This window comes from Reyranella sp. (assembly GCF_044224635.1).
Taxonomy (GTDB): domain Bacteria; phylum Pseudomonadota; class Alphaproteobacteria; order Reyranellales; family Reyranellaceae; genus Reyranella.
Genome location: NZ_JBGAKA010000062.1, coordinates 19,119 through 45,209, shown reverse-complemented (window position 1 = coordinate 45,209; position 26,091 = coordinate 19,119). Strand labels below are relative to the sequence as shown.

The 26,091-nt window shown below is 65.3% G+C and carries 27 protein-coding genes and 1 tRNA gene; 7 read left to right on the top strand and 21 right to left on the bottom strand.

Translation table 11 applies throughout. The features are described 5' to 3' along the window. Positions 1 to 252 precede the first annotated feature (252 nt). The 7 genes from ACILR9_RS33955 to ACILR9_RS33925 form a co-directional block, all read right to left on the bottom strand. Positions 253 to 1,425, bottom strand: a complete 1,173-nt coding sequence (locus ACILR9_RS33955) for an ABC transporter substrate-binding protein (RefSeq protein WP_395714420.1) — start codon at positions 1,423 to 1,425, stop codon at positions 253 to 255. Positions 1,426 to 1,678: 253 nt separating this feature from the next. After that, positions 1,679 to 2,899: an ABC transporter substrate-binding protein gene (locus ACILR9_RS33950; RefSeq protein ID WP_395714419.1), complete on the bottom strand. Its 1,221-nt coding sequence runs from the start codon at positions 2,897 to 2,899 to the stop codon at positions 1,679 to 1,681. A 406-nt stretch (positions 2,900 to 3,305) separates the two neighbouring features. Beyond that, complete coding sequence (locus tag ACILR9_RS33945; RefSeq protein WP_395714418.1) at positions 3,306 to 4,526, bottom strand: ABC transporter substrate-binding protein; 1,221 nt, start codon at positions 4,524 to 4,526, stop codon at positions 3,306 to 3,308. Positions 4,527 to 4,600: 74 nt separating this feature from the next. Next, positions 4,601 to 5,656 carry a branched-chain amino acid ABC transporter permease gene (locus ACILR9_RS33940; RefSeq protein ID WP_395714417.1) on the bottom strand — a complete coding sequence of 352 codons (1,056 nt, stop codon included), beginning with the start codon at positions 5,654 to 5,656 and terminating at the stop codon, positions 4,601 to 4,603. 1 nt (position 5,657) lies between these two features. After that, positions 5,658 to 6,563, bottom strand: a complete 906-nt coding sequence (locus tag ACILR9_RS33935; protein ID WP_395714416.1) for a branched-chain amino acid ABC transporter permease — start codon at positions 6,561 to 6,563, stop codon at positions 5,658 to 5,660. A gap of 12 nt (positions 6,564 to 6,575) precedes the next feature. Then, positions 6,576 to 7,289 (bottom strand): ABC transporter ATP-binding protein, encoded by a 714-nt coding sequence (locus ACILR9_RS33930; RefSeq protein ID WP_395714415.1) that lies wholly within the window; start codon positions 7,287 to 7,289, stop codon positions 6,576 to 6,578. Then, positions 7,290 to 8,084: an ABC transporter ATP-binding protein gene (locus ACILR9_RS33925; protein ID WP_395714414.1), complete on the bottom strand. Its 795-nt coding sequence runs from the start codon at positions 8,082 to 8,084 to the stop codon at positions 7,290 to 7,292. 256 nt (positions 8,085 to 8,340) lie between these two features. Here ACILR9_RS33925 and ACILR9_RS33920 point away from each other — a divergent pair, with 256 nt between their 5' ends. Then, positions 8,341 to 9,483, top strand: a complete 1,143-nt coding sequence (locus tag ACILR9_RS33920) for an EF-hand domain-containing protein (RefSeq protein ID WP_395714413.1) — start codon at positions 8,341 to 8,343, stop codon at positions 9,481 to 9,483. 313 nt (positions 9,484 to 9,796) lie between these two features. On the opposite strand, the gene glmS is transcribed toward ACILR9_RS33920, so the two are convergent. Next, positions 9,797 to 11,626 (bottom strand): glutamine--fructose-6-phosphate transaminase (isomerizing), encoded by a 1,830-nt coding sequence (gene glmS, locus ACILR9_RS33915; protein WP_395714412.1) that lies wholly within the window; start codon positions 11,624 to 11,626, stop codon positions 9,797 to 9,799. 31 nt (positions 11,627 to 11,657) lie between these two features. Next, positions 11,658 to 13,025, bottom strand: a complete 1,368-nt coding sequence (gene glmU, locus ACILR9_RS33910) for a bifunctional UDP-N-acetylglucosamine diphosphorylase/glucosamine-1-phosphate N-acetyltransferase GlmU (protein WP_395714411.1) — start codon at positions 13,023 to 13,025, stop codon at positions 11,658 to 11,660. Positions 13,026 to 13,085: 60 nt separating this feature from the next. On the opposite strand from glmU, the gene ACILR9_RS33905 reads away from it, so the two are divergent. Then, positions 13,086 to 13,790, top strand: coding sequence for an HAD-IA family hydrolase (locus ACILR9_RS33905; protein ID WP_395714410.1), 705 nt, complete (start codon positions 13,086 to 13,088; stop codon positions 13,788 to 13,790). Between the two features lie 27 nt (positions 13,791 to 13,817). Here ACILR9_RS33905 and ACILR9_RS33900 read toward each other — a convergent pair whose 3' ends face one another. Together ACILR9_RS33900 and ACILR9_RS33895 are read right to left on the bottom strand one after the other, a co-directional pair. Next, a complete protein-coding gene (locus ACILR9_RS33900; RefSeq protein WP_395714409.1) occupies positions 13,818 to 15,386 on the bottom strand; it encodes a hypothetical protein in 1,569 nt (522 codons plus the stop codon). Positions 15,387 to 15,460: 74 nt separating this feature from the next. Continuing rightward, positions 15,461 to 15,535: transfer RNA gene (locus tag ACILR9_RS33895), tRNA-Val, on the bottom strand. 191 nt (positions 15,536 to 15,726) lie between these two features. On the opposite strand from ACILR9_RS33895, the gene ACILR9_RS33890 reads away from it, so the two are divergent. Both ACILR9_RS33890 and ACILR9_RS33885 read left to right on the top strand, forming a co-directional pair. Next, a complete protein-coding gene (locus ACILR9_RS33890) occupies positions 15,727 to 16,413 on the top strand; it encodes a thioredoxin domain-containing protein (RefSeq protein ID WP_395714408.1) in 687 nt (228 codons plus the stop codon). Positions 16,414 to 16,602: 189 nt separating this feature from the next. Beyond that, complete coding sequence (locus tag ACILR9_RS33885) at positions 16,603 to 16,995, top strand: hypothetical protein (protein WP_395714407.1); 393 nt, start codon at positions 16,603 to 16,605, stop codon at positions 16,993 to 16,995. Between the two features lie 11 nt (positions 16,996 to 17,006). Here the strand turns inward: ACILR9_RS33885 and ACILR9_RS33880 are convergent, their stop codons facing one another. Beyond that, positions 17,007 to 17,309, bottom strand: a complete 303-nt coding sequence (locus ACILR9_RS33880; protein ID WP_395714406.1) for a hypothetical protein — start codon at positions 17,307 to 17,309, stop codon at positions 17,007 to 17,009. Positions 17,310 to 17,528: 219 nt separating this feature from the next. On the opposite strand from ACILR9_RS33880, the gene ACILR9_RS33875 reads away from it, so the two are divergent. Further along, the gene (locus tag ACILR9_RS33875; RefSeq protein WP_395714405.1) at positions 17,529 to 18,353 is read left to right on the top strand and encodes a cupin domain-containing protein; all 825 of its coding nucleotides are present in this window, start codon (positions 17,529 to 17,531) and stop codon (positions 18,351 to 18,353) included. 10 nt (positions 18,354 to 18,363) lie between these two features. Here ACILR9_RS33875 and ACILR9_RS33870 read toward each other — a convergent pair whose 3' ends face one another. Then, positions 18,364 to 18,819, bottom strand: coding sequence for a MarR family winged helix-turn-helix transcriptional regulator (locus tag ACILR9_RS33870; protein WP_395714404.1), 456 nt, complete (start codon positions 18,817 to 18,819; stop codon positions 18,364 to 18,366). A 130-nt stretch (positions 18,820 to 18,949) separates the two neighbouring features. Here ACILR9_RS33870 and ACILR9_RS33865 point away from each other — a divergent pair, with 130 nt between their 5' ends. Next, on the top strand, positions 18,950 to 19,204 hold the full coding sequence (locus ACILR9_RS33865; RefSeq protein WP_395714403.1) for a hypothetical protein: 255 nt from the start codon (positions 18,950 to 18,952) through the stop codon (positions 19,202 to 19,204). 45 nt (positions 19,205 to 19,249) lie between these two features. Further along, entirely contained in the window at positions 19,250 to 21,451 is a 2,202-nt protein-coding gene (locus ACILR9_RS33860; RefSeq protein WP_395714402.1) for an ATP-dependent RecD-like DNA helicase, read from the top strand. Positions 21,452 to 21,453: 2 nt separating this feature from the next. Here ACILR9_RS33860 and ACILR9_RS33855 read toward each other — a convergent pair whose 3' ends face one another. The 8 genes from ACILR9_RS33855 to ACILR9_RS33820 all read right to left on the bottom strand — a co-directional run bounded on the left by ACILR9_RS33855 (position 21,454) and on the right by ACILR9_RS33820 (position 26,088). Beyond that, the gene (locus ACILR9_RS33855; RefSeq protein WP_395714401.1) at positions 21,454 to 21,624 is read right to left on the bottom strand and encodes a hypothetical protein; all 171 of its coding nucleotides are present in this window, start codon (positions 21,622 to 21,624) and stop codon (positions 21,454 to 21,456) included. A gap of 2 nt (positions 21,625 to 21,626) precedes the next feature. Continuing rightward, positions 21,627 to 22,010 carry a hypothetical protein gene (locus ACILR9_RS33850; RefSeq protein ID WP_395714400.1) on the bottom strand — a complete coding sequence of 128 codons (384 nt, stop codon included), beginning with the start codon at positions 22,008 to 22,010 and terminating at the stop codon, positions 21,627 to 21,629. 94 nt (positions 22,011 to 22,104) lie between these two features. Next, a complete protein-coding gene (locus ACILR9_RS33845) occupies positions 22,105 to 22,359 on the bottom strand; it encodes a hypothetical protein (protein WP_395714399.1) in 255 nt (84 codons plus the stop codon). After that, the gene (locus ACILR9_RS33840) at positions 22,359 to 23,201 is read right to left on the bottom strand and encodes a hypothetical protein (RefSeq protein WP_395714398.1); all 843 of its coding nucleotides are present in this window, start codon (positions 23,199 to 23,201) and stop codon (positions 22,359 to 22,361) included. Before ACILR9_RS33840 ends, ACILR9_RS33845 begins: the two co-directional genes overlap by 1 nt. 30 nt (positions 23,202 to 23,231) lie before the next feature. Continuing rightward, positions 23,232 to 23,510 (bottom strand): hypothetical protein, encoded by a 279-nt coding sequence (locus ACILR9_RS33835; protein WP_395714397.1) that lies wholly within the window; start codon positions 23,508 to 23,510, stop codon positions 23,232 to 23,234. 196 nt (positions 23,511 to 23,706) lie between these two features. Beyond that, on the bottom strand, positions 23,707 to 23,970 hold the full coding sequence (locus ACILR9_RS33830; RefSeq protein ID WP_395714396.1) for a hypothetical protein: 264 nt from the start codon (positions 23,968 to 23,970) through the stop codon (positions 23,707 to 23,709). A 104-nt stretch (positions 23,971 to 24,074) separates the two neighbouring features. Beyond that, complete coding sequence (locus ACILR9_RS33825) at positions 24,075 to 24,905, bottom strand: hypothetical protein (protein ID WP_395714395.1); 831 nt, start codon at positions 24,903 to 24,905, stop codon at positions 24,075 to 24,077. A gap of 163 nt (positions 24,906 to 25,068) precedes the next feature. Further along, a complete protein-coding gene (locus ACILR9_RS33820; RefSeq protein WP_395714394.1) occupies positions 25,069 to 26,088 on the bottom strand; it encodes a tail fiber domain-containing protein in 1,020 nt (339 codons plus the stop codon). Positions 26,089 to 26,091 lie beyond the last annotated feature (3 nt).

Sequence of the window (26,091 nt, the reverse complement as noted above, 5' to 3'; positions counted from 1 at the left end):
ACCGATCTTGATCTCCTTGTCGGTCGCCCCGTCGTCATACTTCTTCTGAACGAATGCCGAACGCGATGCCACCATGGCGGCAACCGACGCACCGCCGACAAAACCACGCCTACTGATTGACAACGCTACCTCCCATCGTGATTGACCTGCCACAGTCGCCGCAATGCGGCGGTTTGAAAAGGGGTCGATCGACCAGGAAAAAGGCCGCCGGGATGCGGCGGCCTTGCTGTGTTTCGCGCAGCTGCGGGCGCCTCAGGCGCTTTCGGCCGACATGATGTCGCCGAACAGCTCCCACGTCTCGCCCTTGAAGCGCTGCAGCTGAACCGACTGCACCGGGTAGAAGTCGGTCGGGCTGGTGCTGACCGTGATGCCGGGCAACAGCAACGGCACGCGCAGCTTCTGGTGGTTGGCGGCCTGCTTCATGACGTTCTCGCGCGTCAAGAGGTCACCGCACTTCTTCAGCGTCTGCTCCATCAGGAACGCCACGGAGAAAGCGAAGATGTAGTTGGCGTCCGCCTGGTTGGCGCCCGGCATGTACTTGGTCATCCACTCGCGCCACGCCTTCATCTCGGCGTCGTTCTCCCACTGCTTGTCGGTAGGATCCTTGAGATAGGCCGCCGTGATGATGTCCTGGCTGTTCTCGAAGCCGGCCGGCTTCATCACCGACGCGACGGAGGCCGACACGTTGTTGAGATAATGCGCCGGCTTCCAACCGATGTCGGCCGCCTTACGGATCGACTGGGCTGCGAACTTGGGCGTCGAGATATTGAAGAAAACGTTGGCGCCCGAATCCTTGAGCTGGATCACTTGGCTGTCGACCGTCGGGTCGGTCACCTCGTAGGTGACGTGCTTGACGATGCGGCCGGCTTCCTTGCCCATGCCCTCCTTGAAGCCTTCCCAGTAATCCTTGCCGTAGTCGTCGTTCTGCATCAGCACGCCGACCTTCGGGTCCTTGACGTTGGCCAGGACGTGTTTGGCGTAGATCACACCCTCGGTATGGTAGTCGGGCTGGTAGCCCATCGTCCATGGGAACTCCTTGGGCTTTCCCCACTTCGATGCGCCCGTCGCGACGAACAGCATCGGCACCTTCTTCTGGTTCATGTACTTGTGGATCGCCGTGTTGGTCGGCGTGCCGAGCGTGTTGAAGGTGCACAGCACCTTGTCCTGCTCCACCAGCTGGCGCACCACTTCCACGGTCTTGGGCGGGCTGTAGCCGTCGTCGAGGGTGATGAACTTGATCATGCGGCCGTTGATGCCGCCGCGCTCGTTGACGCTCTTCCAGTAAGCCTCGAGCCCTTTGCCGATCACGCCATAGGCGGAGGCCGGCCCGCTGTACGGATTGGTATGACCGAGCTTGATTTCCTTGTCGGTCGCCCCGTCATCATACTTCTTTTGCGCAAACGCCACGCCGGACGCTGACAACATGGCGGCCGTGGACACGCCACCGATAAAGCTACGCCTACTGCTTCTCAACACACCCTCCCTATTTTAAGTCGTTTGAAGTTCGCGCGAAATCATGGCCCTGAAAAGGAGAAATTACCTCTTCCAGCACACAAGTTTGCAATGTTTTGCGCTGTAAAAGACCGCTCCATAAATACAGGAGCAGCCCGTAAATCACGTCGAGCCGAAGCTCCAGGCCCGGCGGGCCATTTGGCCTGCCGAGCCGGAGTAACGAACGTCAGGTGCTCTCGGCGTGCATGATGTCGCCGAACAGCTCCCAGCTCTCGCCCTTGAAGCGTTGCAACTGTACGGCCTGGATCGGGTAGAAGTCGGTCGGGCTGGTGTTGACGAAGATGCCGGGCAGCAAGAGCGGGACGCGCAACTTCTGGTGGCTGGCGGCCTGCTTCATGACGTTCTCGCGGGTCAGGTCGTCGCCGCACTTCTTGAGCGTCTGATGCATCAGGAACGACACGGCGTAGCCGTAAATGTGGTTGGCGTCGGCCTGGTTGGCGCTGGGCATGTATTTGCCCATCCACGCGCGCCACGCCCTCATCTCCTCGTCGCCGTCCCATTGCTTGTCGGTGGCGTCCTTCATGTACGACGCCGTGATGATGCCCTGGGCATTGTCGAAGCCCGCCGGCTTCATCACGGCGGCGACCGACACCGAGACATTGTTGAGATAGTGCACCGGCTTCCAGCCGATGTCGGCCGCCTTGCGGATCGCCTGGGCCGAGGCCTTGGGTGCGCTGATGTTGAAGAAGACGTTGGCGCCCGAATCCTTGAGCTGGATGATCTGGCTGTCGACCGTCGGATCGGTCGCCTCGTAGGTCACCGTCTTGACGATACGGCCGGCTTCCTTGCCCAACCCCTCCTTGAAACCGTCGAAATAGTCGCGGCCGTAATCGTCGTTCTGCATCAGCACGGCGATCTTGGCGTCCTTGACGTTGGCCACGATGTGCTTGCCATAGATCACCGCTTCCGTGTGGTAATCGGGCTGGAAGCCCATCGTCCACGGGAACTCCTTGGGCTTGCCCCACTTCGATGCGCCGGTGGCGACGAACAGCATCGGCACCTTCTTCTGGTTCATGTACTTGTGGATTGCCGTGTTGGTCGGCGTGCCGAGCGTCTGGAAGAGGGCCAGCACCTTCTCCTGCTCGACGAGCTGGCGCACCACCTCCACCGTCTTGGGCGGGCTGTAGCCGTCGTCGAGGGTGATGAACTTAACCTTGCGGCCATTGATGCCGCCCGCCTCGTTGACGCTCTTCCAGTAGGCCTCGATCGTCTTGCCGATGGCGCCGTACGACGAGGCCGGTCCGCTGTACGGGCCGCAATGGCCGATCTTGATCTCCGTGTCGGTCGCTCCGTCGGAGTACTTCTTCTGAGCAAACGCGCCAGTCGAACCGGACAACATCGCCAATGCCGACGCACCACCCACGAAACCACGCCTAGTCGACTTCATACCCAAAGCTGCCTCCCAATGTGGACCGGCGGGCTGTTGCTCGGATATTGTGGCGGAAAGAAGGCAGCGCGGGGTCAGGCGCTTCCGTGGGCTGCCAGCTTGGCGTCGGCATTCCTTATGCCACCCAGGACGCTCTGCGGGCCGCGATTGACGTCGTCGATGAGGCTGCTTTGCCAGGGCCATGTCCAATCAGGACCCGAGGGTCGATGGTTCGAGGTCGGTTCCGAAACGGAGCCGGTTGTCTTGCAGCTTGATCATCATCCCGGAAAGGTTGCGTCCGAGCCGGCAGGAGCCGGCCGGAATTGAGCCCTTGCGACATGTCCAACCGCCACGGTGTGGCACGCTCCCAACCCGAAAAGGAAAAGGCCGCCGGAGGCGGCGGCCTTATGCGGTGTGAGAGCGCCCGTCAGCTTGCTTCGGCCGACATGATCTCGCCGAACAGCTCCCAGCTCTCGCCCTTGAAGCGCTGGAGCTGGACCGCCTGAACCGGGTAGAAGTCGGTCGGGCTCGTGCTGACGGTGATGCCGGGTAACAGGCCCGGCACGCGCAATTTCTGGTGGTTGGCTGCCTGCTTCATCAGGTTCTCGCGGGTGAGGTTGTCACCACACTTCTTCAGGGTCTGTTCCATCAGGAAGGACACCGAATAGGCGTAGACGTAGTTCACGTCGCCGACGTTGCCGTTGGGGACGTACTTCGCCATCCACTCGCGCCATGTCTTCATCTCGGCGTCGTTGTCCCACTGATGATCGGTCGGATCCTTGAGCCAAGCTGCAGTGATGACACCCTGCACGTTCTCGAAGCCGGCTGGCTTCATGGTAGTCGTGACCTGCGCGGAGACGTTGTTGAGATATTGGACGGGCCGCCAGCCGATCTCGGCTGCCTTGCGCATCGATTGTGCGGCGAACTTGGGAATCGAGATATTGAAGAAGACGTTGGCGCCGGTGTCCTTGAGCTGGATCACCTGGCTGTCGACCGTCGGGTCGGTCACCTCGTAGGTGACATGCTTGACGATGCGGCCGGCTTCCTTGCCCATGCCCTCCTTGAAGCCTTCCCAGTAATCCTTGCCGTAGTCGTCGTTCTGCATCAGCACGCCGACCTTCGGGTCCTTGACGTTGGCCAGGATGTGTTTGGCGTAGATCACACCCTCGGTGTGGTAGTCGGGCTGGTAGCCCATCGTCCAGGGGAACTCCTTGGGCTTTCCCCACTTCGATGCGCCCGTCGCGACGAACAGCATCGGCACCTTCTTCTGGTTCATGTACTTGTGGATCGCCGTGTTGGTCGGCGTGCCGAGCGTGTTGAAGGTGCACAGCACCTTGTCCTGCTCCACCAGCTGGCGGACCATCTCGACCGTCTTGGGCGGCGAGTACCCGTCGTCGAGAGTGACGAACTTGATCATGCGGCCGTTGATGCCGCCGCGGTCGTTGACGCTCTTCCAATAGGCTTCTTCGCCCTTCCCAATGATGCCGTAGGAAGACGCAGGCCCGCTGTAGGGATTGGTGTGACCGATCTTGATCTCCTTGTCGGTCGCTCCATCGTCGTACTTCTTCTGCGCATACGCTACTCGGGTACCCGAAAGCACTGCCGCGGCCGCGAGACCGCCAACGACGCTACGCCTGTTCGTCTTCATGGTTATCCTCCCTGGGTGGGTTTACGCCATCGACTACTCCTTACTCGGATGAATGGTTCTTCAGGTTAAGGCGCTCAGGCGCGCTGCTTGGCGGCCGCCTGCTGGTCCTTGGCCGGCGCGCCGCGCATGCTGGCGCGCATGTTGTGGACCAGATAGGCGACGCCGCCCACGATGCCCATGGGCATCAGGTACATCAGCGCGATCAGCAGGATTCCGAATACCGTGTAGGCGGACAGGTCGAACTGCAGGCCGACGTCGTTCTTGATGAAAGTCGAGAGCGCCTGGGCGGAATTGTCGACCAGCACATAGAAGATCCCGCCGACCACCGAGCCGGTCAATGAGCCGATGCCGCCCACCACCAGCCCAATCAAGAACTTGATCGACAGGAAGAAGTTGAAGCTGTCGGGCGCCACGAAGGCGATGGCCGAGGCCGAGAGCGCCCCGGCGATTCCGGTATAGGCGGCGCTTATGCCGAAGGTCACGGTCTTGTAGAGCGACGTATCGATGCCCATCGTGTCGGCCGCCATGTACTGGTCGCGGATCGCCATCATGGCACGCCCACTACGGCTGTTAAGGATGTTGGCAGCCGCCCAGTACAGCAGCACCATGACGATCAGTATGTAATAATAGAGCCACTGATCTTCGCTGAGCGGCAGGCCGAATGGCGCCTCGGGCTTGCTGAGCACGATACCCTGGACGCCGCCGGTCAGACCTTCGAGCCACTTGTACTTGAGGATCTGAGGTACCGCGAGCGCCAGCGCGAACGTCGCCAGCGCCAGATAATGACCCTCGAGCTTCAGCGCCGGGAGGCCGAACAGGTAGCCGACGATGAAGCAGATAATGGCGGCGGCCGGCAGGGTCAGCCAGTATGGCCAGTTCAGCTGATCCATCAGGATGGCCGCCACGTAGGCGCCGACCGCATAGAACGCGCCGTGACCCAGTGAAATCTGTCCGTTGAAGCCAGTCAGCAGATTGAGGCCCAGCACGGCGATGGCCGCGATCATCATGGTGCTGACCAGGAACAACCGATAGTCGGACACGAGGTCGGGCACGACCGGCCGCAGCAGGGGGATCAGGAAGGCCGCCGCCAGCAGGAGCCACAGCCACGTCTTTCTCGAGGATTGGGGCATGTCAGACTCTCTTCACGACGACGCGGCCAAACAGGCCGGCGGGCTTCACGGTAAGAACGAAGATCACGATGATCAGCGCGACAGTGAGCTTCTCGCCGTTGCCGATGATGTATATTCCGGTCGCCTTCTCGATCTGGTTGCCGGCGAAGGCCACCATGTTCTCGAGCACGCCGACGATGAAGCCGCCCAACACGGCGCCGCCCGGATTGCCGATGCCGCCCACCAGGGCGCCGGCGAAGGCGTAGAGCAGGATGCCGCCCATCATGTTGGGGTCGAGATAGACGATGTGCGCCACCATCATGCCGGCCACTGCGCCCACCGCCGCGGCGAGGCCCCAGCCTAACGCCAGCATCCAGTCGACGCGTACGCCGACCAGCCGCGCCATCTGCGGGTTCTGCGCCGCCGCCCGCATGGCAAGGCCGAGCGGCGTATAGCGGAAGAACACGAACAACAGCCCGAGCACCACCAGGGTGACGATCACGACGCCCAACTGATGCGGGCCGATCACGCCGGCGATGCCGAAGCTGCTCTTGGGGAACGGTGTCGGATACTCCTTGATAAGGTAGCTCCAGATCGCGCCCGCCACCGAGTTGCAGATCGCCAGAAGGCCGATGAACACCACGACGATCGACAGGACCGGTGCATTGTGCAGCGGTCTCAGGATCACCCTTTCAATGATCACGCCCAGGATGAAGGAGAGCACCACCGCAGCGGCGAAAGCGATCCAGAAGCTGGCGCCCCACGTCATGAGCTGCCAGCTGATGTAGGTCGAGAACATCGCCATCTCGCCCTGGGCGAAATTGATGTGGTCAGTCGACACGTAGATCATGACGAGCGCCAGGGCGACGCAGGCATAGATGGCACCGTTGGCCAAGCCGGAGGCAATCTGCTGGAGGAACTGTTCCATGATCTCCGACTTTTAGTAGCCGAGGTAGGATTTGCGGACGTTCTCGTCGTTCTTGACCACGTCGGACGGACCCGACATCACCACCCGCCCGGTCTCCAGCACGTAGGCATGATCGGCGAGGTCGAGGGCGAGCGCGGCATTCTGCTCGACCAGAAGCATGCTGACGCCTTCTTCCTCGTTGATGCGTCGCATGATGCGGAAGATTTCCACGACGATCAGCGGCGCCAGGCCGAACGACGGCTCGTCCAGAAGCATCAGGCGCGGCTTCAGCATCAGGGCACGGGCGATCGCGAGCATCTGCTGCTCGCCGCCCGACAGCGTGCCAGCCTGCTGCTGAATGCGCTCCTTGAGCCGCGGGAAGTAGGCGAACACCCGCTCGAGATCAGTCTGGACGCCTGCCTTGTCCTTGCGCGTGTAGGCGGCGATGCGCAGGTTCTCCTCGACCGTGAGCGTCGTGAAGGTGCCTCGCCCCTCGGGCACGTGGGCGATGCGGAGGCGAACGATCTCCTCGGTCGCCAGCTTGTTGAGGTCCTTGCCCTCGAAGCGGATCGTGCCGTCGGTGCGCACCATGTTGCAGATCGCGCGCAGCGTCGTCGTCTTGCCCGCGCCATTGGCGCCCAGCAGCGTGGTAATGCCCCCGCTTTCGATCTCGAATCCAACGTCGTATAGCGACTGCGTCTGCCCGTAGAATGCCTTGAGACCTCTGACTTCCAGCAGCGCAGCCATTTACGAGGTCCCCAGATAGGCGCGGATCACTTCGGGATCGCGCTGCACTTCCGCCGGCGTGCCATCGGCGATCTTCTTGCCGAAATCGATCGCCACCACCTTGTCCGACACCGACATGACCAGGCTCATGTGATGCTCGACCAACAGCACGGTGACGTTCTGCGTGTCGCGCACGCGCTTGATCTGGCCCTTCAGGACCTCGATCTCGTCATGATTCAGGCCCGCTGCCGGCTCGTCGAGCAGCAACAGCTTGGGGCTCGAGGCGAGTGCGCGAGCCAGCTCGACTCGTTTGCGGATCGGGAACGGCAGGCCGCCCGCCATGGCGTTGGTGAACGGCTCGAGATCCATGAAGGCGATCAGCTCGCGGGCGCGCTCGGCGATGTGCTCCTCCTCGGGCCTCACCTTGGGCAAGCGCAACGCATTGTCGAGGAAGCTGGTCGAGCTCCTGCTGTGGCAGCCGACCTTGACGTTGTCGAGAACAGACATGCGATCGAACAGCGCCACGTTCTGGAACGTGCGGCCGATGCCGATCTGCGGGATCGCATGACGCGGCCGGTCAAGGATGGTCCTGCCCTCGAAGCGTATGTCGCCGTTGTTGGGCGTGTAGAGCCGGCTTAGGCAATTGAAAAGGGTGGTCTTGCCGGCGCCGTTGGGACCGATCAGGCCCGCCACCTGACCGGCAAAGACGTCGAAGGTGACGCCATCGAGCGCGACGATTCCGCCGAAGCGGACCGACACGTCGTACACGCTGAGCAGCGGTGCGCTGCTGGATGAGGACGGTCCTGCCATGGTCATGCTGGATTTGCAGGCCGGCGCATATTACGTCCCGACCACGCGAAATTACCCTTGCCTCCCAACACTTTGCGACCCTTCTTCGGAGTCATGCCTCGCAAAATACGATGGCTCATCCCGCGAATTGGCGCAACTCAAATGGCGGGTCGCCATGCTTTCGGCGCGATTGCGTCGCAGGATTGATCCGCAGCGCGGAGTGTTGACACGCCGCATGTTGCCCTTGATACGAAACGACCCCTCCAATGCCGGTTCACCGCCGATGAAGCGATTGCTCCCTCCCCTCCTGTTCGCGCTGACTGCTGTCGGCACGCCTGCCCTGGCCCAGACCCCTCCGACCCAGGGCTGGCCAGCGGCACGTCCTGCCGACCAGACCGCGCCCCAAGCAAAACCGCCGCAGACGACCCAGAAACCGCCCGCCACCGCGACGCCGCCGGCGGCGCCCGCAGCCCCGGGCATGTCGGCCACGCCGCCCGCTCAGGCGGCCACGGGCAATCCGCCGCCCATTCCACTGCCGCAGTGGTTCGTCGAGATCGATGCCGCCAAGAAGGGCGAGGTGTCGCGCGCGGATTTCCTCAAGTATCGTATGAAGTCGTTCGAGGAGCTGGACGCCAACAAGGATGGCAAGCTTTCAATCGACGAGTTCATGAAGGTGGCCGAGCCTCCCTACTCGCACGACGTCGCCAACGGCCCGAACCTCGAGGAGCGCCGCAATCGCGCCAAGGCGGAGTTCGGCAATCTCGACACCAACCGCGACGGCTTCGTCGAGCGCGCTGAAGCCGAGGCGCTGGTCCACTCCGAGTTCAACCAGTACGATACCGACCGCGACAACAAGGTCACCGAACCCGAGGTGCGCCTGATCGTGCAGCGCTCGATCGCGCGCGAGCAGCAGGAGCGCCAGCAGATGGAGCAGCGCCGTCGCCAGGGCATGGCGGCAGTCAACGACTTCATCGACATGCAGCTGCGCGAGGCCGACCGGCTCGACAAGAACAACGACGTCAAGATCAGCCAGCAGGAGTACGTGTCCCTGGCCGGGCCGGCCGACGGTCCACAGGCCCAAAATCTGCTGCCCTACGACATCCGCCGCCAGCTCGTGCTGCGCAAGTTCCAGGAGATCGACACCAACAAGGACGGCGTGCTCGATCGCCTCGAGCTCACCGCATCCGCCGTCAAGCAATTCATCGAGATGGACGCCAACAAGGACCGCTTCCTTAACGAGGAAGAGTTCAAGAAGGCTCAGGAAGCCGAAACCAAGAAGATGCGCGCCATCATCCAGGCGATGCAGCCCGCCCAACCGGCGCCCGCGCCGGCCCAACGGCCCGCCCCTGCTCCGGCCCAGCCGCGCCAGCAGCCCCAGCAATCCCCGACGGGCCTCGCGCCTGGTCTGCCGCAGGGTACACGCTAGGCGGACGTCCGGTGGGCATTCCGTCTTTTTTGACCGCGGGCGCGTCCCCGCTCATGATTCATGAATTGACGGGACGCCGGCTGTCCAGAAGAGCATGAATGCAGCGGGTGCCCCTTCCCAGCACACCGCAGGCAAGGAGCGGTCAGTTCGCGACGTCCGCCATCACGAGTGCCCTAGCCTGCGCAATGCCGGTCAAGACGGTCGCCGGGTCTGACATGACGGACTGGATCAAGGCGCTGGCTTGCGCACCATCGTCGGCATAAGATGTGTGATCGCCGGTCCATCGATCGATTGGAGGGCGGTCGGCGCGCCCCTACTCCACCGTCACGCTCTTCGCCAGATTCCGCGGCTGGTCCACGTCGGTCCCCTTCGCCACCGCCGTGTAGTAGGCGAGTAGCTGCACCGGCACGGTGTAGAGAATCGGCGCGACCATCGGATCGACTGCCGGAAGCGTCACCGTCGCCGCCGCGTGCCCGGTCAGCCGGGCGGCGCCGTCAGCGTCGCTCAGCAGGACCAGCTTGCCGCCGCGGGCGCGGACCTGCTCGAAGTTGGAAGCGATCTTGTCGAACAGGGCGTCGCTCGGCGCGACCACCACGACCGGTACGGATTCGTCGATCAGGGCTATCGGACCGTGCTTCATCTCGCCGCCGGCGTAGCCCTCGGCATGGATGTAGGAAATCTCCTTCAGCTTCAACGCGCCTTCGAGCGCGATCGGGAAGGATTGCCCGCGGCCGAGATAGAGGACGTCGCGAGCGGCGGCGAGGATGTCATCGGCGATGCGCTTGTAGTGCGACTCGAGCGCCAGCGCCTCGTTGATCGCAGCCGGCAGCTCGATCAGGGCGTGGGCGAGGCGCGCCTCCTCGGCCACCGCGAGCGTTCCGCGCGCCCGTCCAGCGGCGATGGCCGTCGCAAGCAGGACCGTGAGCTGGGTGGTGAAGGCCTTGGTCGAGGCGACGCCGATCTCCGGTCCAGCCAGCGTCGGCAGCACGGCGTCGGCTTCGCGCGCGATGGCACTTTCCGGCACGTTGACGATGGCGAGGATCGCCTGGCCGTTGCGCTTGGCGTAGCGCAGCGCCTCCAGCGTATCGATCGTCTCGCCGGATTGGGAAATAGCAAGGCAGATGCCGCCCTTTTCCGGCAGCGGCGGCTCACGGTATCGCAGCTCGGAGGCCACGTCGACCTCGACGGGGAGCCGGGCAAGCTTCTCGAACCAGTACTTCGCCACCAGGCCGGCATAGAAGGCGGTACCGCAGGCGGTGATGGTGAGGCGCGTGGCGCTTGTCCAATCGATCGGAAAGCTGGCGGGCAGGTGGACGGTGCGGGTGGCGGGGTCGATATAGGTCTGCAGCGTGTCGCCCACCACGGCAGGCTGCTCGTAGATCTCCTTCAGCATGAAATGCCTGTGGTTGCCCTTGCCCATCATGGCGCCGGAGATGCCGCTTTGCTTGATCGGCCGGCTCACCTTCTGGCCGCCCTGGTAGATCGTGGCGCCGGCGGGCTGAAGCACTACCCAGTCGTCTTCCTCGAGGTAGGTGACGCGCTTAGTGAAGGGTGCGAGCGCCAGCGCATCGGTGCCGATGTACATTTCGCCTTCCCCGTAGCCCACGGCGAGCGAGCTGCCGCGACGCGCACCCACCAGAAGGTCGTGACGGCCGGCGAACAACGCCACCAGGGCGAAGGCGCCGCGCAGGCGTTCCATGGCCCCGGCCATCGCCTCTTGCGGCGTGGCCTGACGCTCGAGCAGCGAGGTCAGAAGCTGCGCCACCACCTCGGTGTCGGTGTCGCTGTCGAAGCGGCGACCCTCGGCGAGCAGCTCATCCTTGAGCTCCTGGTAGTTCTCGATGATGCCGTTGTGGACGACGGCAACCCGCTCGGTGGCAATGGGATGCGCGTTGCGCTCCGACGGCTTGCCGTGCGTCGCCCAGCGCGTATGACCGATGCCGATGGTGCCGGCGAGCGGCTCGCGCGCCAGCCGCGCCTCGAGGTTCACCAGCTTACCTTCGGCGCGGCGGCGATCGATGTGGCCGTTGATCAGCGTTGCGACGCCGGCCGAGTCGTAGCCGCGATATTCCAGCCGCTTCAACGCCTCCACCAGCAGCGGGGTGACAGACGCCTTGCCGATGATGCCGATGATGCCGCACATGGGGGGCCTCGTGGGGGTGGCCTCGTGGTTGCTACTTGCCGGCGCGCGCTTTCAGCCGTGCCCGAAGCTCACCCGCCCGGCCCTGCTTTGTCACCTGTCTTGCCCGCCCGAAGGCAAGCGCGCCGGCCGGCACGTCCTCGGTGATGACGCTGCCCGCCGTCACGTTGGCGCCATTGCCGATCCGGATCGGCGCCACCAGCGAGGAATTCGAGCCCACGAAGGCATCGCGGCCGATGATGGTACGGTGCTTGCCGTAGCCGTCGTAGTTCACGGCGATGGTGCCGGCGCCGATGTTGCTCGCTTCGCCGATATCGCTGTCGCCGAGATAGGCCAGGTGGTTGGCCTTGGCGCCACGCCCGATGCGGGTGGCCTTGAGCTCGACGAAGTTGCCGATATGGACGCGGTCGGCGACCACCGAGTCCGGACGGATGCGGGCGAACGGGCCGATGATGGTGTCACGGCCGATCCTGACGCCCTCGATGTCGCAGAACGCCTTGATCTCGCTGCCGGCGCCGACGCTGACGCCGGGGCCGAAGCGCACGCACGGGCCGATCGAGACGTCGGGCGCAAGCTTGGTGTCGGCGGCGAGCCAGACGCTCTCCGGATCCTGCATGCCGACGCCGGCGTCGAGCGCCGCCGCGCGCAGGCGCTGCTGCAAGGCGCGCTCGGCCGCTGCGAGCTCGGCGCGCGCGTTGATGCCCTGGAACTCGGCCTCATCGCCGGTGACGGCGATGGTGCGATGGCCGGCGGCACGGGCGATGGCGACCACGTCGGTGAGATAGAATTCGCGCTTGGCGTTGCGATTGCCGATGGCGCCGAGCAGCTCGGGCAGCAGCGCGCCGGAAATGCACATCACGCCGGAATTGCACAGCGCCACCTGTTTCTCGGCGGGCGAGGCGTCGCGGCTCTCGACGATCTTCTCCAGGTCGCCGTCGCGCTGGATCAGGCGGCCGTAGGGCGTGGGATCGGCGGCGACGAAGCCCAGCACGCCGACGGCGGCGTTGGCACGCGTGCAGGCCGTGACCAGGCGGCGCAAGGTCGCCGTCGTGATCAACGGCGCATCGCCGAACACTACCAGCACCGGCCCGCGATGCCCGGCGAGCGCCGGCAACGCGGCCCGCGCGGCGTGGCCCGTGCCGAGCGGCTTTTCCTGCACGACGACCGCATGCGGGGTGAAGGCGGCAGCCACCCTCTCCGCTCCCGGCGCCACGACACCGACGAGGCGAGGCGCGGGCCGCAGCGCGGAAGCATTCTCGATCACGTGGCGGACCATGGGCCAGCCGGCGAGCGGATGGAGGACCTTGGGCAAGCGCGACTTCATACGCGTACCGGCGCCGGCGGCCAGGATGACGACGGCCACCGGGGCCGCGGCGGGAGCCGCAGCGCGGGACGATTTCATGCCTGTCCGATGCCACGACGCTGGCGGTCCTGCAAGGCGAGTGTGCTAAGGAGGGCGCGCATGCACCCGAACGCCGACAATCTCATCGCCGCCCGCTTCGACACGATCATCTATGATCTCGACGGAACTCTGATCGACAGCGCCCGTGACATGTGCGTGGCCGTGAGCCGGGTGATGGCCGACCACAAGCTGCCGCCGATCAGCGACGAGGACGCCCGCCTGTTCATGGGCGAAGGCAGCAAGGTCACCATCAAGCGCGCCTTCGCCAAGAATGGCATCACGCTGGACGACGCGGCGCTGAGCGCCGCGACGCGGCAGTTCGTGCAGTATTACGAGGAATTCCCGGTGCGCTATACGGTGGCCTTCGACGGCGTCGCCGAGGTGATGGCCCGCCTCGACCGGCTCGGCCTGCGGCAGGGCGTGGCCACCAACAAGTTCGAAAACCCGGCGCGCATGATCCTGCGCGATCTGAAATTGATGCCGCCCATTGCCGACGTCGCCGGCGCCGACACGTTCACGGTGCGCAAGCCCGACCCCGGCCACATCCTGCAGCTCATCGACAGGATCGGCGGCCGCCGCGACCGCGCCGTCATGATCGGCGATTCGATCCACGACGTCGCAGCCGCCCATGCTGGCGGACTGCCGGCGGTGCTGGTCAGCTGGGGCTACACGGCGCGGCCGGCGGAGGAACTCGGCGCCGAGGTGGTGATCGATCACTTCGCCCGCCTGCCCGAGGCCTTGCAGGAGATCGCCGCGCGCGGCTGATCCGCCCGACGCTGCCCGGATTGGTCGCTAGCCTCGCGAATCCTTGGCTTCGGGCGAGGCCACCGGAGGAGGCGCCGGCGCGCAATCGAAGGTGATCAGCCGAGGCTGGCTGGCGAAGATCGGCGGATTTGCCGGCTGCACGGGGAGCGGCGATTTGGGCCAGGCGCCGCTCGCCAGGTGGGCCTCGATGATCGGCACGAGCTGCTGCATCACGATCCAGGCGCGCAGATTGATGCCCGGCTGGGTGTTGTGGATGGCGTCAGCGAACAGGTCAGGATCGAACGGCATGTAGCGCACGATGTCGATGAATGGCACGCCGCGCGTCGCGGCATATTTGGCGAACACGCGATTCTGGAAGGCCGCCAGCCGCGCGATGTCGCGATAGCGGAAGGGGTAATGCTTGACGTTCAGATAGTCGTAGATCATCCGGTTGCGAACCGGATTCAAGATCAGGCCGTCACGCGCCAGCCACATGAAGGATGCCACCGCGAACTCGCTTCCCGCTGCGGCGAGTTCTTTGCGCATTCGGTCGAGATCACCCAGGATGACGGGAAGACTGACGGGCAGATCCGGGCTGGCAAGGTCCGGATCGGCTTCGTTGACGCCCTTCGGCCATTCGAGCGTGTAGTCGGGCTTCCGCGGCTCGACCCCGCCCTCCGTAACTTCCGCCAGGCCGAAAAGCGCACGCGCGCGGCGCGCCAGGGCAGACCAGCTCGACGCATCCTTGAGCCAGCCGGCCACGATGTCGGTCCAGGCCCGCCCATCGCCGGCCCGGCGTGCCGGCAGATCCTTGACCAGCCGCTCCAGCTCGAACTGGTTGGCGCCTTCGTAGTAGAGGACCAGGTCGGGGCGCAGCGGCAGCACTTCCTGGCGCACGATCGCCTCGATATCGCGCGACACCACAGCCTCTCGCCCGGCATTGATGACCTCGAACTTGCGGCCGGGATGATTGGCGGCCGCCCACAGGTTGAGCCAGTAGTTGAGCATCTCCGAGCCGGAATACGGCGTGGCGTGCGCCTCGGCGGTCGTCGAGGCGCCGACAAGGACGATGCGCACCGTGTCGGGCCGGCGCTTGTAGTCGACCGGCGGGCCGCGGAAGCCCAATTGATTGGTGACCAGCCCGAGCGGCGTCGTGGTGCTGGGCAGATAGCGGTAGATCGGCTGCCGCTCGCCCGCAGGCGGATCGAACACGATCAGCCGTCCCGGCGCGCCCCTGAAAAAAGGGCTGGCGCACGGATCGCCGACGAACGCCGCATTCCACGCCTTGAAGTAGTCCCACGGTCTGAAGTCGGAGACGAAATCCGCGGGGGCAGTGGGATTCGCCGCTTCAGTCCCCTCCGTCCAGGATGAACGCTGGCCACGGTTGGGCAAGGGTGGCGGCGACCTGTCGAACCACGCGCGATCGACGCCATGGGCCCGCGGCACCGAATCGAGATGCTGGGCCGTGGTGTCGAGCCCGATCGAGATATTCGCTTCGGGCGGCCGCAGCCCCCAGAGCGAATGCCCGTCGATCAAGCGTGTCGCCGCCTCTGCCACGACAAGGCAGAGCACGATCGACACCGCCGCCAGAAACCCGTTTGCCAAAACTCGCTTCATCACGGCTCTGTGATCTTCCGACCCTCGGCATGATGTCAAGGGGGCGGGACGGCGTGGATCGTTCCGGGGACAGATGGTGGGCGCTGTAGGGATTGAACCTACGACCCCACCCGTGTGAAGGGTGTGCTCTCCCGCTGAGCTAAGCGCCCGGAAGGGGCGCGTATAGGGCCTCGGCTGCGGCGCGTCAACGGGTGGTGCAGGGCAGTCTTGGGATTGCCCTCGGCTGGGCCCGACGTACGGCCATCCCGCCGGCCTCCCTGGCAGCTCCGCCGTGCCTTGGCGGCGGCGAAATCTCTTGCCACCATCGTTGTCTGACCTGTCGCCCGCCAGGGAGTGGCTCATGCATGGCTCATCGAACCCGATTTCTCTCGTCTCCGATGGCGACATCGACGGCCTGCTGGCGGCGACGCCCGGGCCGGTCGTGGTCAAGGCGACCATGAACCCGTGCATGCCGTGCGAGTTGATGCGGCCGGTGTTGCACAAGCTGGCGGCCGAGTTCGAAGGCCACATGACCGTGCTGGAAGTGGACGACAACGCCGAAGGCTTCTGCCACACTTGGCGAATCGCCTCCTTTCCCCAGCTCCTGCTCTTCCGCGACGGCCAATACGTGCGCCGCGTCATGGGCTACGAAGACGCCGGCAAGCTCCGCCAGGCGGTGCTCGAATTCCTCGAGCTCGACGAGACCGAGCCGTCGGCCGCGGAGCGCGCCTTCGGAACGGCCATCGCGCGCGCCGAGGCCGCCCTGGAGGAAACCATGGCGCCGGCCCAGGAGGCGCTCGCTGCTCATTCCGACGAGATCGATCGGGCGAACCGGGAAATCCAGGCCAAGTTCGCCGACAGGAAGGTCGGCCCGGATCTCACCGCCGAGCAGCTCCGCGCCGAGCTGATGGCCGAGTACAAACGCGCCTACGCGACCTTCGCCGACAAGGTCTTCGCGAACTCGCAGGCGCAGGCGGCAGGCGTGGCGCGCTACGCCGAGATCATGCAGTCCGCCGTCGAAACGTTCCTGCAGGACAGCAAGCGCTGATCCAACGCCGGCGGCGTGCCACATCCCCTGCCGTCCGCGCACCGCCAACCATCATCCTGTCGAAATGAGTCGCTATCGGGTCGGCCGATGACAGCCGACCCGGTTTCCGTTCTCACACATGTCACGCTCGACACAGGACACTTGAGCGCGAGCCCGCGCAACGCGGCACGCGAACACTCCATCGCGCTGTTGCGCGCGAGTCTCGCTGGCGCTGCACTGTCGTCCGGCACGCTGGCGCCGGTGCCGCGCCGAGACGAGTACGCCTACCTTGCGACTGTCGAGCGTGCCGGATTGCTGGTGACGCTGGTGCGCGTCACACAGCACGGCCCGACGCCCGTCGTCACGTTTGGGGTCGCCGTCGATGACAGCTACGCCGATCTGTGGGCGCTGCTTCATCGCCGGCGCGATGGCCTCGTACTGCGTACCGAACCCAGCGACCCGCCACCGCCGCCGTGGCTTGCCGCCCGCCTGGAGCCTGCTGCGCCAACCGTGCCGCCCGCTGACCTTCTCTGGATGGCCGACTTCGAGCGCACGATGGCGTGGGCCTGGCTCGACCACCTCGCCGCAGGCGAGGGCACCTAGCCGGTGCGCCCTCAGATCCGGAAGAAGTCGGGCAGGCTCGACGGATTGCCTTCCACCACGACCCACACGAAGTAACCATTACGCGTACCGCGCACGACCTGGCCAACGACGATCACGCCCGCATCGTCGTCCGCCGCCGACATCGCCGGCAGCGTGGTCATCGGGCGGTAGACCATGGTCAGCGCATGCTTGCGATGGCGCAGCGTCGTGAAGCCGGCCAGGCTCCGCGCGGTCGCCGACAGCGTGTCTCCACCGATGAACACCAGGCTCCAGCCACTGGGATGCCAGCGCGCTTCGGCGTCGATCGCCTGCAAGCTCTTGAGAGATCCGAGATGTCCGCTACTCATGCTCCCCCATAGGAGCACCGGCGGTGGCCCGTCGCCGCATCACGAGGTCGCAACCCAATTCCCCTTGTCGACATCCGGGCAACTGCCCGTTTCCCCCTTGTCGGCCGCCGAACGGCGCCTTTATGGTGGTCGATAACATCTTATGGTGATTGGTAACGTTCGTTACCGATTGCCGGGAGTCGTCGCATGCCCAGGACCCGCAAGATGCCTGCGACTGTACCCGCCCCCACCCTCGTGCGTCGGGCGGGCGCCGCCGCTGTTGGCGTCTACGACATGACCGCGGCGCCATGGACCGGGGCGGGCAAGGAGGGCATCACCCAGAAGGTCGTGCGCGTCGATCATGCCAAGGGCCACTATCTCGGCCTGGTGGCCTTCGATCCCCTGGTGTCGAGCGGCCTGCACCAGCACCAGGGCGTCGCCACCAGCTATGTTCTGCAGGGCTCGCTGACGGACTATGCCGGCACGATCATGCGCGGCCAGGTCGGCATCAACTTCAAGGGCTCGACGCACGACGCCATTCCCTACGAAAAATGCCTGCTCGCCGCGCGGCTCGAGGGGCCTGTCACCTATCCGCCGCAGGACGGCCCGATCCATCGCCTGCACGCCGGCGCGCGCCATTCCGAGATCGTCAATCCGGCGCCCGAGGTGATGCCCGACATCAATGTCATGGTCGAGACGGTGCCAATGGCGGTGACTGCGGTAGCGGGCGTCGGCCGGCGCCTGATCCTCGACTACAAGGGCACCGGCGACGATCGCCGCCTGGTGCAACTCCAACTCCTGCCCGGGACCACCATCCCGGCCCATCGCACGACCGAGCTGGTCGAGTGGTTCGTGATCGGTGGCGACGTCAGCGTAGGCGACGTGACGGCGCGCGGCGGCAGTTTCGTCTGCATCGAGCCCGGCACCGAGGCAATCGTGGCGAGCCGCTACGGAGCCCTGCTGCTCGCCTGGTCGGAGGGCCGCATCGCGTGGTCCGATGGTGCGTCCCGCCCCGACCTGTACGGCTTCTGAGACGCCACCGTCACGCGTCAGGCAACTGGCACGCGCGTTCGACCAGGCGATCGAGCAGCTGGCCGAGCTGGGCGCGCTCCGCCGGCGAGAATCCGCCGAACAGGGCTTTTTCGCGCGCCGCGCCGCTGGGAGCGATGGCGGCGAAGATGCGCCGCCCCCTGGGCGTCAGCGCCAGGATGAGCCGCCGCCGATCGTCGCGCGCGGGGCGGCGCGCGACATAGCCGTGCCGCATCATCGAAGCGAGCGAACGGCTGACCGTCATCTTGTCGAGCCCGCAGAGCCGCGCCACCTCGTTGGCCGACACGCCCGGCACGTTGGCCAGGGCGATCATCACCCGCCATTCCGTGAGGTTGAGCTGGTACTTGCGCGAGTACAGCCGCGCGAACGGACGCGCCGTCAGGTTCACGGCCAGAACCATGCGAAAGAACAGCGAGCTTGTGATTGGCAGTGGATTGACGCGCGACATGCGAGCCGTCCTGTAGCTTCTTTCGGCGATCGAGTTCAAGCTGGGTGGGTTCAAGCCGGGCGGGCCCGATCCAGGCGAGGTCGAGGTGGGCCGGATGGTCGATCGGGGAACGTCGCGATATGATCCCGCCATGACCAATCAAGCGATCAACCCCGTCCAGTTCCTGACCTCGCTGCTGCGCGCCGTGCGCGACGTGACCGGTCACCGGCAGCCACCCGCCTGGACGCATGTCTCGAAGGTCCAGAGCAAGCTCGCGACCGACAACGTCGACGCCGTCGATGCCGCCATCCGCCTCGCCGTGAAGAAGGGCTGGCTGCGCGCCGACGGCGATCCCGCCTCGTCCGTCACCATCACCGTTCAAGGAGTGAAGTTCCTGGAAACCTAGCCCCGGCGCGATCGCAGCGACGCCGGGTGCGATGCCGGAGCTCCGATGAAACCGTCGTCAGCCTCCATCACCTCCCCCCAGGACGTGCTCGCGGGCGTCGTCGAGCGAGTTACGTTCCACAATCCCGAGACCGGCTTCTGCGTGCTGCGGATCAAGGCACGCGGCCATCGCGATCTCGTCACGGTGGTCGGCCACGCCGCGGTCATCACCGCCGGGGAATGGGTGACCGCCTCGGGCGAATGGGTAAACGACCGCGTCCACGGCCAGCAGCTCAAGGCGCGCTTCCTGCGGACGTCGGCGCCGACATCGATCGATGGCATCGAGAAGTACCTGGGCTCGGGGATGATCCGCGGCATCGGCCCGGTCTATGCCAAGAATCTGGTCAAGGCATTCGGCGACAAGGTCTTCGATATCATCGAGGCCGAGCCGGCGCGGCTGCGCGAGGTCGCCGGCATCGGCATGGTGCGCGCCGCCAAGATCACCGCGGCATGGGCCGACCAGAAGGTCGTGCGCGAGATCATGGTCTTCCTGCACAGCCACGGTGTCGGCACCGCACGCGCCGTCCGCATCTTCAAGACCTATGGCTCCGACGCGGTCCAGGTCATGAGCGAGAACCCCTACCGGCTGGCGCGCGACATCCGTGGCATCGGCTTCAAGACGGCCGACGCCATCGCCCAGAGACTCGGGATCGCCAAGACCGCCATGATCCGCGTGCGCGCCGGCATCTCATACGCCTTGACCGAGGCGACGAACGATGGCCATTGCGGGCTGCCCCTGGAGGAGCTGTTGCCGCTCGCCGGCGAGCTGCTCGAGGTCGAGGTCGCCCTCGTGCAGACCGCGCTCGATCTCGAGCTGGCCGAAGGCACGGTTGTCGCCGATCGCGTCGGCGAGACCCAATGCGTGTTTCTTGCCAGGCTCCATCGGGCGGAGCGCGCGATCGCCGAGGACCTCTTGCGATTGTCGGCAGGCGAGCTGCCGTGGCCGCCGATCGACGCGGAAAAGGCATTGCCATGGATCGAGGCCAAGACCGGCCTGGCGCTGGCCGCCAGCCAGGTCGAAGCGATCCGCCTCGCCTTGCGGTCGAAGGTGCTGGTGATCACCGGCGGTCCCGGGGTCGGGAAGACCACGATCGTGAACGCCATCCTGCGCATCCTGGCAGCGAAGGGCACGGCCCTGCAGCTGTGCGCCCCGACGGGACGCGCCGCCCGACGCATGACCGAGGCGACGGGCTTCCCAGCCAGGACGATCCATCGTCTGCTGGAAACCGATCCGCGCGCCGGCGGCTTCAAGCGTGACGAGCACAATCCGATCGACTGCAATCTGCTGGTGGTCGACGAAAGTTCCATGGTCGACGTCGTTCTGATGCAGGCGCTGCTTGCTGCGGTGCCGAGGCACGCGGCGCTGCTGATCGTCGGCGACATCGACCAGTTGCCGTCGGTCGGCCCGGGCCAGGTGCTGGCCGACATCATCGGCTCGGGCGCGGTGCCGGTGGTCCGCCTCACCGAGATCTTCCGACAGGCCGCGCAAAGCCACATCATCGTCAATGCCCATCGGGTCAATCAGGGCTTGCTGCCCGACCTCGCGCGGCCCGAAGGCGACAGCGATTTCTACTTCGTGACGGCCGACGAGCCGGAGACGGCGGTGGCGCGGGTGGTCGAACTGGTGAAGGCGCGCATGCCCCGGCGCTTCGGCTTCGACCCGATCCGCGACATCCAGGTCCTGTGCCCGATGAATCGCGGCGGAGTCGGGGCGCGCTCGCTCAACATCGAGCTGCAGGCAGCGCTCAATCCGGCGGGCGAGAAAAAAGTCGAACGATTCGGCTGGACCTTTGCGCCTGGTGACAAGGTCATGCAGATCGAGAACGACTACGACAAGGACATCTTCAACGGCGACATCGGCTACGTCGACGCCGTCGACCCCGAGGCGGCGGAACTCGTCGCGAGCTTCGACGGCCGGCCGGTCACCTTCCTGTTCGGCGAGCTCGATTCGCTGGTGCCGGCCTACGCCGCGACGATTCACAAGAGCCAGGGCTCGGAATATCCGGCAGTGGTCATCCCGCTACTCACCCAGCACTACGCCATGCTGCAGCGGAACCTGCTCTACACCGGCATCACCCGCGGCAAGAAGCTGGTCGTGCTGGTCGGCCAGAAGAAGGCCGTCGCCATCGCCGTCAAGAACGTCGCCGGGCGCCGGCGGTGGTCGAAGCTGGCGGAATGGCTGGGAGGCAAGGATACAACGAGGAAGTGAGCTCACGGGCTCTCGGCCTGCGGCAGTGTGACGAGGTGGAGCACCATGTCGAAGGTCGGGTCATCCTTGAGGGCGTGGTGCTCGGCGATGTCCCGCATCGTATCGGGAGATAGTGGCGGCCGCGCCGTGGCGGCGCGCCTGGCGGCGATCATGTCCACGGTCTCGTCGTCCACGATCAGCCTCCCGGACTGCCGGGCAGAAAGCAGTAGATGACACCGGCGGGGCTGGCACAGATGTGGGCGTAGAGGGGCTCCCGATTCAGGGCGGGGTCGAGCACGGCATGCAGCGGCACGATCTGCCAGTGCCCGTTGATCATTGCCCGCCATTGCCCGTCTTCGCCCCGAAACGCCTGGGTCGGCCGGCAGTCGCCTTCGACGGTGCCATCGGGCCCCGACCGTCGCCCGTTGCAACACGACAATCCCGTGCCCGGCTGCTCCAAAGCTCGGTACCAATCGTGCCGATCGCCGTGGCCGTTGCCGTGTTCACCATCCTGCGCTCGGCCCGGCCTGGCGAACCCGATCGCTCCGACCAGGGCGATCACCAGAAGCAGTACTCCCACGGCCAATATGTTCGGCTGTCGCATTCCACCCTCCTTGGTGCCTGCGTCGTTTCGATGAAGTCGCGCCACCAGACGGTGGCGAGGTCACACTCCGTCAATGCTTGGAATGAGCGTCGGCGAGCTCCGTCGAGCTGCTCTGAACGGGATGAAGCGTGCGGCCGCTGCCGGGCTCGGAGGCGGCAACGTGGCGTCCGGTCTCGAGGATCCAGACGACGTATTCCTCGGCGAGCCGGATGGCGTCCTGCGGGTTGATCGAGTCGGCGTCACAGTATGCCAGCATTCGGACGGCGAGATGCAGGCACTCGCTGCGCAGAGCCGCCAACGGCGAAAGATCTTCGTTGCTTGTCATCACTCCTCTTGGGTTTGATCTTGCGGACCGTCGACTTGCGGGCGGTTCGCCTCGACCTTGAGATCGGCGTCGGGGAAGCTTCGTTCGAGCAGCGACAAGGCGCCGACCAGGCCGATCGCCGTCAGATGGCGCTCGACCACCTTGCCCGATGGCCCGAGATAACTCCGCGCCATATGTGCCAAGGCCACTGATTCGAGATGGGTTCCGGCGTCTGCCTTCGCCTTGGCCAGAGCCTGGCTGAGGAGTCTTAGCTGCTCGTCATCGAGGGCAAATGTGCGGGGCGTGATGGTCCGCTCGGCCACCCCCTCCTCGAACGGCGTTGGAGGCTCTTCGCGGCACGCCAGCACCAGCTCGCGCAGCTTCGCCACCGTCATGCCAGGCGCCGCGGCGCGCTCCAGCCACTCCGCAGCGTTGCCATCCTTGAGGACGGGTGCCAGCTCCTTGAGCTTGGTCCAACCGATCGGTTTCAGCGCGTCCCAGCCAAGCCCCAGTTCCGCAACCGCGCTGTATATCTGCACCAAATAGTAGGCCTTGCGCCGCTTGAAGCCGTGTCGTCTCTCAACATAGGAGGCGAAGTCGACATAGCCCGCGCTGGCGTACCATTTCTCGGCAAGGATCTTCGCCAGGATGCCGCCCAGCCGGAAGGCATTGTAGTCGGAAGCATCCGCGAGCTCACTCACCAGGGTGTGGGCGCGTTCGGCCGTCAGAGCTTCGATTTCGCGTGCCGTCCGGTCCAGCGCATCGGGACCGAGCACCTCGCCATGGAGGCCGCCCGATCGCGCAAGCGCAAAGCCCGGCGCATCGCCATATCGCAGCAGGATGGGGGGCGAACTGATGGTCATGCAGAGGCTCTCCTCGGCCTGGCGCGGAACTCAGCCGATGAAAGCCTGCGTCGGTGCGGAGAATGCCGGTGGGCAGCGAACGACCCCGTGCTTCGCCCGAAACTGTTCCAGCGCCCTGAGCTCCTCGTCGCGCGTGAGGCGGGGAGCAGCCTGAAACCGCAGCAGGCGCGCCCGATGCGTCAGCAGGAGGGATGAACGACGCTTGAACTCCAATGTTCCCTGTCGCTCGCTCAGGTTGCGCGCGGTGCCCGACACCGGCGCGCGAAGCATTGGCGTGGGCAGATCCGATTCTTGCCAGTCGAACGACATGATGAAAACGCCCCTCCTTGGGCTGATCAAGTCCGGGCACGCGCATGTTTCGTGCGCTGGTCCCGGGAGTTGATGTCGGCGTGATGGTGCGCAGCGCTGCTCGCTTGGCAGCCGCTGTTGTCGACCCTCCTTGGTCCCTTCGATCACTTTGTCCAATCCCCGCGCCAAGTCAAGAGTTTCCGGGCGCGATCGAGGACTACTCCACAACCATGCCTTGCCGCACGGAACTTGGCCTGAGCGCCACAAGCTCGAGCCCGACCGCGCCCAGCGCGGCGCGCATGTTGCCGATGTTGGGGACGCGGCGCGCCCTTGCCCAACTGGCGATCGTGTCCTTGCCGAGACCGGCCCGGACAGCCAGGCCCTCCAGCGACTCACCGCTGGCGTCGAGTTCCGACAGCAGCGCCCTTACGAGCGGATCGACCGCCCGGCTGCCGTGTGTGCGATCGTTAACTGGCCGCATGTCACCCTCCTTGGTGTCGCCCCACACTTGGGCATTCGGATGCCGTTGGCAATCGGGAATGGAATCCCGGACAGTTAAACTAGAGCGATGAGGGGGATTGCACCCTATGCAGGATTGGCGTGGGCTATGTCGCTCTCCCCGCCGTCATGGTCGGCCGTTGGCGGGTGATCGGCGCGATCGTCGCCAGCGTCGTGTCCGAAGCAACCGCCTCGCTGCAGTCCCAACTCCTCGAGCTCGGCGTCGGCTGCCTTCGGCCAGCCCTGCAGATCATGATGCCCCATGTCCTGGTGCTGCGGGTTGCCTCCGGGCTGGTCGGACGTCAATCGCCGCCGTGCGCGCTCGCCCTGCCATTTCACCGGTAGGTAATCGCCCCGCCGATCCCTGTTGCGACGATAGTCGCGCAACAGCTGATCGATCCGACGCAGCAGCGCGTTGACGGAGCTGTTGTTCAGCAGATTGGCATCGCACTCGAAGCCGGGCAGCCCGTCCTCGGCTGTTCCAGGCAGCGCAGAAACATCGCGGGCGATCCTCCAGACCAAACCACCCAAGTCATGGACGGCGTCGTACTCATTGCCCGACCGGCAATCGTCTGCGACCACCGGTCCCTTCTGCAGCGCCTGCATGGCGGCTCCTCGCCAGCAGGTGACCCACAGGTCGGGATGAAGACGCCATCCCCAGCCATTGGCGAGTGTCACCATCGCGTGCCGCGGCGTGCGGCCTGCCAGCTCGGGCACAGGCAGCGTCTTGAGATCGCCCTCGATGCAGCGCTTGACATAGTCCGGCGCACAACCCTGACGGATCAGCAAGCCGGACATCATCTGCTTCAAGGGATCGGAGAAGCGCAGGCGCTGAAAGCCGTGGCGCAAAACAAGATGATCGGCGACCGTTGTCTTCCCGACGCCGGTTGTGCCCGTCAAGGCAATCACCAGACTCATCGATCCACCCTCCTTGGTGTTACGTCGGCGCTTGCAGCGCCTTCATCCGTGAGTAACCGACATCCCGGCCTTGGCAATCGAAATTGCACCGGGCGGTACGCATTTGGTGCCACGATCGTGTGCGGATGCGGTCACCGGCGTTCGCCATGAAAGACTCTCGAGTTCATCCCGAGCGTCGAGAGGAATCCTTTTCCTTCAGCCCGGCAACCTCGGCCTTGAGCGCGACGACGTCCGCCGCCAGCGCCTGCACGGCCGCCGTCAGCACCGGGACGAGGTTCGCCGGGTTCATGCCCTGTGGCCTGATGGAGCCTGGCCGATGCAAAAGCTTTCCGTCAGGCCCCCTTGGCCCGTCGTGCCCCCAGACATCGTCCTTCCTGCCGGTCGCCGCGAAGGGAAGAACAGCCTGCACTTCGTGGGCAAGGAAGCCCATCCAGCGCTCGCGCGACTGCTTCCAGGTGAACCAGCCCGGTCGCAGCTGCGCCACCAGCGCGACGGCGTCCTCGATCGCCGCGAAATCTTCCTTCAGCCGATAGTCCGACGGCGGGTTGGCATAGCCGTTGAAAGTAACGTCGGTCGCGCTGATGGCGATGCTGCCGACCGGCGTGCCCTGGAAGGCAAAGATCTGGATGGCATCGCCGCCACCGCTGTTGTTATTCAGCAGCAACGACCAGTACTGCCCTTTGGACAGGAACAGGGACGAGCCGCCGATCCCCGCCGTGGCATCGAAGGTCATTGCGCCGCCGACGATCGCATTGCCAGACCCGGGTTGGTCCGTGGTGTTCTGGCCGTGGCGGAAACTGTTGATCTGGCTGGCCGTGACCGTGGTGAACCGGGCCGTCGAGGGCACCGTCGCGCCGATCGCCGTGCCGTCGATCGCCCCGCCCGAAACGGAGATCGCGCTCGCCAGTTGAGTGGCAAGAGTGCCGAGCCCTAGATTGGCGCGCGCTCCGGCTGCCGTCGCCGCGCCGGTTCCGCCGCCCGCAACGGAGAGCGCCTGGTCGATGAAGGTCGTCCCGTTGTAGCGCTGAAGCTTCTGGGCTGCGACGTCAAAGCGGATGGCGCCGGTCGGCGTATTGGTGACGGCGGCATCGAACATTGTCGCTGACGCGAGGTCACGGTCAGCTAGAAGGCCCGGCCAGTTGACATACAGGTCCGAGGCCGTCGGCTTGTTCCAGTCAGCCATCGA

Bases quoted from the DNA above. Each gene is read 5' to 3' on its own strand.
- ACILR9_RS33900 (WP_395714409.1), bottom strand. From the start codon at position 15,386: ATGAAGCGAGTTTTGGCAAACGGGTTTCTGGCGGCGGTGTCGATCGTG.
- ACILR9_RS33820 (WP_395714394.1), bottom strand. From the start codon at position 26,088: ATGGCTGACTGGAACAAGCCGACGGCCTCGGACCTGTATGTCAACTGG.
- ACILR9_RS33930 (WP_395714415.1), bottom strand. From the start codon at position 7,289: ATGGCTGCGCTGCTGGAAGTCAGAGGTCTCAAGGCATTCTACGGGCAG.
- ACILR9_RS33835 (WP_395714397.1), bottom strand. From the start codon at position 23,510: ATGTCGTTCGACTGGCAAGAATCGGATCTGCCCACGCCAATGCTTCGC.
- ACILR9_RS33890 (WP_395714408.1), top strand. From the start codon at position 15,727: ATGCATGGCTCATCGAACCCGATTTCTCTCGTCTCCGATGGCGACATC.
- ACILR9_RS33935 (WP_395714416.1), bottom strand. From the start codon at position 6,563: ATGGAACAGTTCCTCCAGCAGATTGCCTCCGGCTTGGCCAACGGTGCC.
- ACILR9_RS33875 (WP_395714405.1), top strand. From the start codon at position 17,529: ATGCCCAGGACCCGCAAGATGCCTGCGACTGTACCCGCCCCCACCCTC.
- glmU (WP_395714411.1), bottom strand. From the start codon at position 13,025: ATGAAATCGTCCCGCGCTGCGGCTCCCGCCGCGGCCCCGGTGGCCGTC.
- ACILR9_RS33940 (WP_395714417.1), bottom strand. From the start codon at position 5,656: ATGCCCCAATCCTCGAGAAAGACGTGGCTGTGGCTCCTGCTGGCGGCG.
- ACILR9_RS33865 (WP_395714403.1), top strand. From the start codon at position 18,950: ATGACCAATCAAGCGATCAACCCCGTCCAGTTCCTGACCTCGCTGCTG.
- ACILR9_RS33945 (WP_395714418.1), bottom strand. From the start codon at position 4,526: ATGAAGACGAACAGGCGTAGCGTCGTTGGCGGTCTCGCGGCCGCGGCA.
- ACILR9_RS33920 (WP_395714413.1), top strand. From the start codon at position 8,341: ATGAAGCGATTGCTCCCTCCCCTCCTGTTCGCGCTGACTGCTGTCGGC.
- glmS (WP_395714412.1), bottom strand. From the start codon at position 11,626: ATGTGCGGCATCATCGGCATCATCGGCAAGGCGTCTGTCACCCCGCTG.
- ACILR9_RS33860 (WP_395714402.1), top strand. From the start codon at position 19,250: ATGAAACCGTCGTCAGCCTCCATCACCTCCCCCCAGGACGTGCTCGCG.
- ACILR9_RS33955 (WP_395714420.1), bottom strand. From the start codon at position 1,425: ATGTTGTCAGCGTCCGGCGTGGCGTTTGCGCAAAAGAAGTATGATGAC.
- ACILR9_RS33825 (WP_395714395.1), bottom strand. From the start codon at position 24,905: ATGAGTCTGGTGATTGCCTTGACGGGCACAACCGGCGTCGGGAAGACA.
- ACILR9_RS33925 (WP_395714414.1), bottom strand. From the start codon at position 8,084: ATGACCATGGCAGGACCGTCCTCATCCAGCAGCGCACCGCTGCTCAGC.
- ACILR9_RS33870 (WP_395714404.1), bottom strand. From the start codon at position 18,819: ATGTCGCGCGTCAATCCACTGCCAATCACAAGCTCGCTGTTCTTTCGC.
- ACILR9_RS33950 (WP_395714419.1), bottom strand. From the start codon at position 2,899: ATGAAGTCGACTAGGCGTGGTTTCGTGGGTGGTGCGTCGGCATTGGCG.
- ACILR9_RS33905 (WP_395714410.1), top strand. From the start codon at position 13,086: ATGCACCCGAACGCCGACAATCTCATCGCCGCCCGCTTCGACACGATC.
- ACILR9_RS33840 (WP_395714398.1), bottom strand. From the start codon at position 23,201: ATGACCATCAGTTCGCCCCCCATCCTGCTGCGATATGGCGATGCGCCG.
- ACILR9_RS33830 (WP_395714396.1), bottom strand. From the start codon at position 23,970: ATGCGGCCAGTTAACGATCGCACACACGGCAGCCGGGCGGTCGATCCG.
- ACILR9_RS33845 (WP_395714399.1), bottom strand. From the start codon at position 22,359: ATGACAAGCAACGAAGATCTTTCGCCGTTGGCGGCTCTGCGCAGCGAG.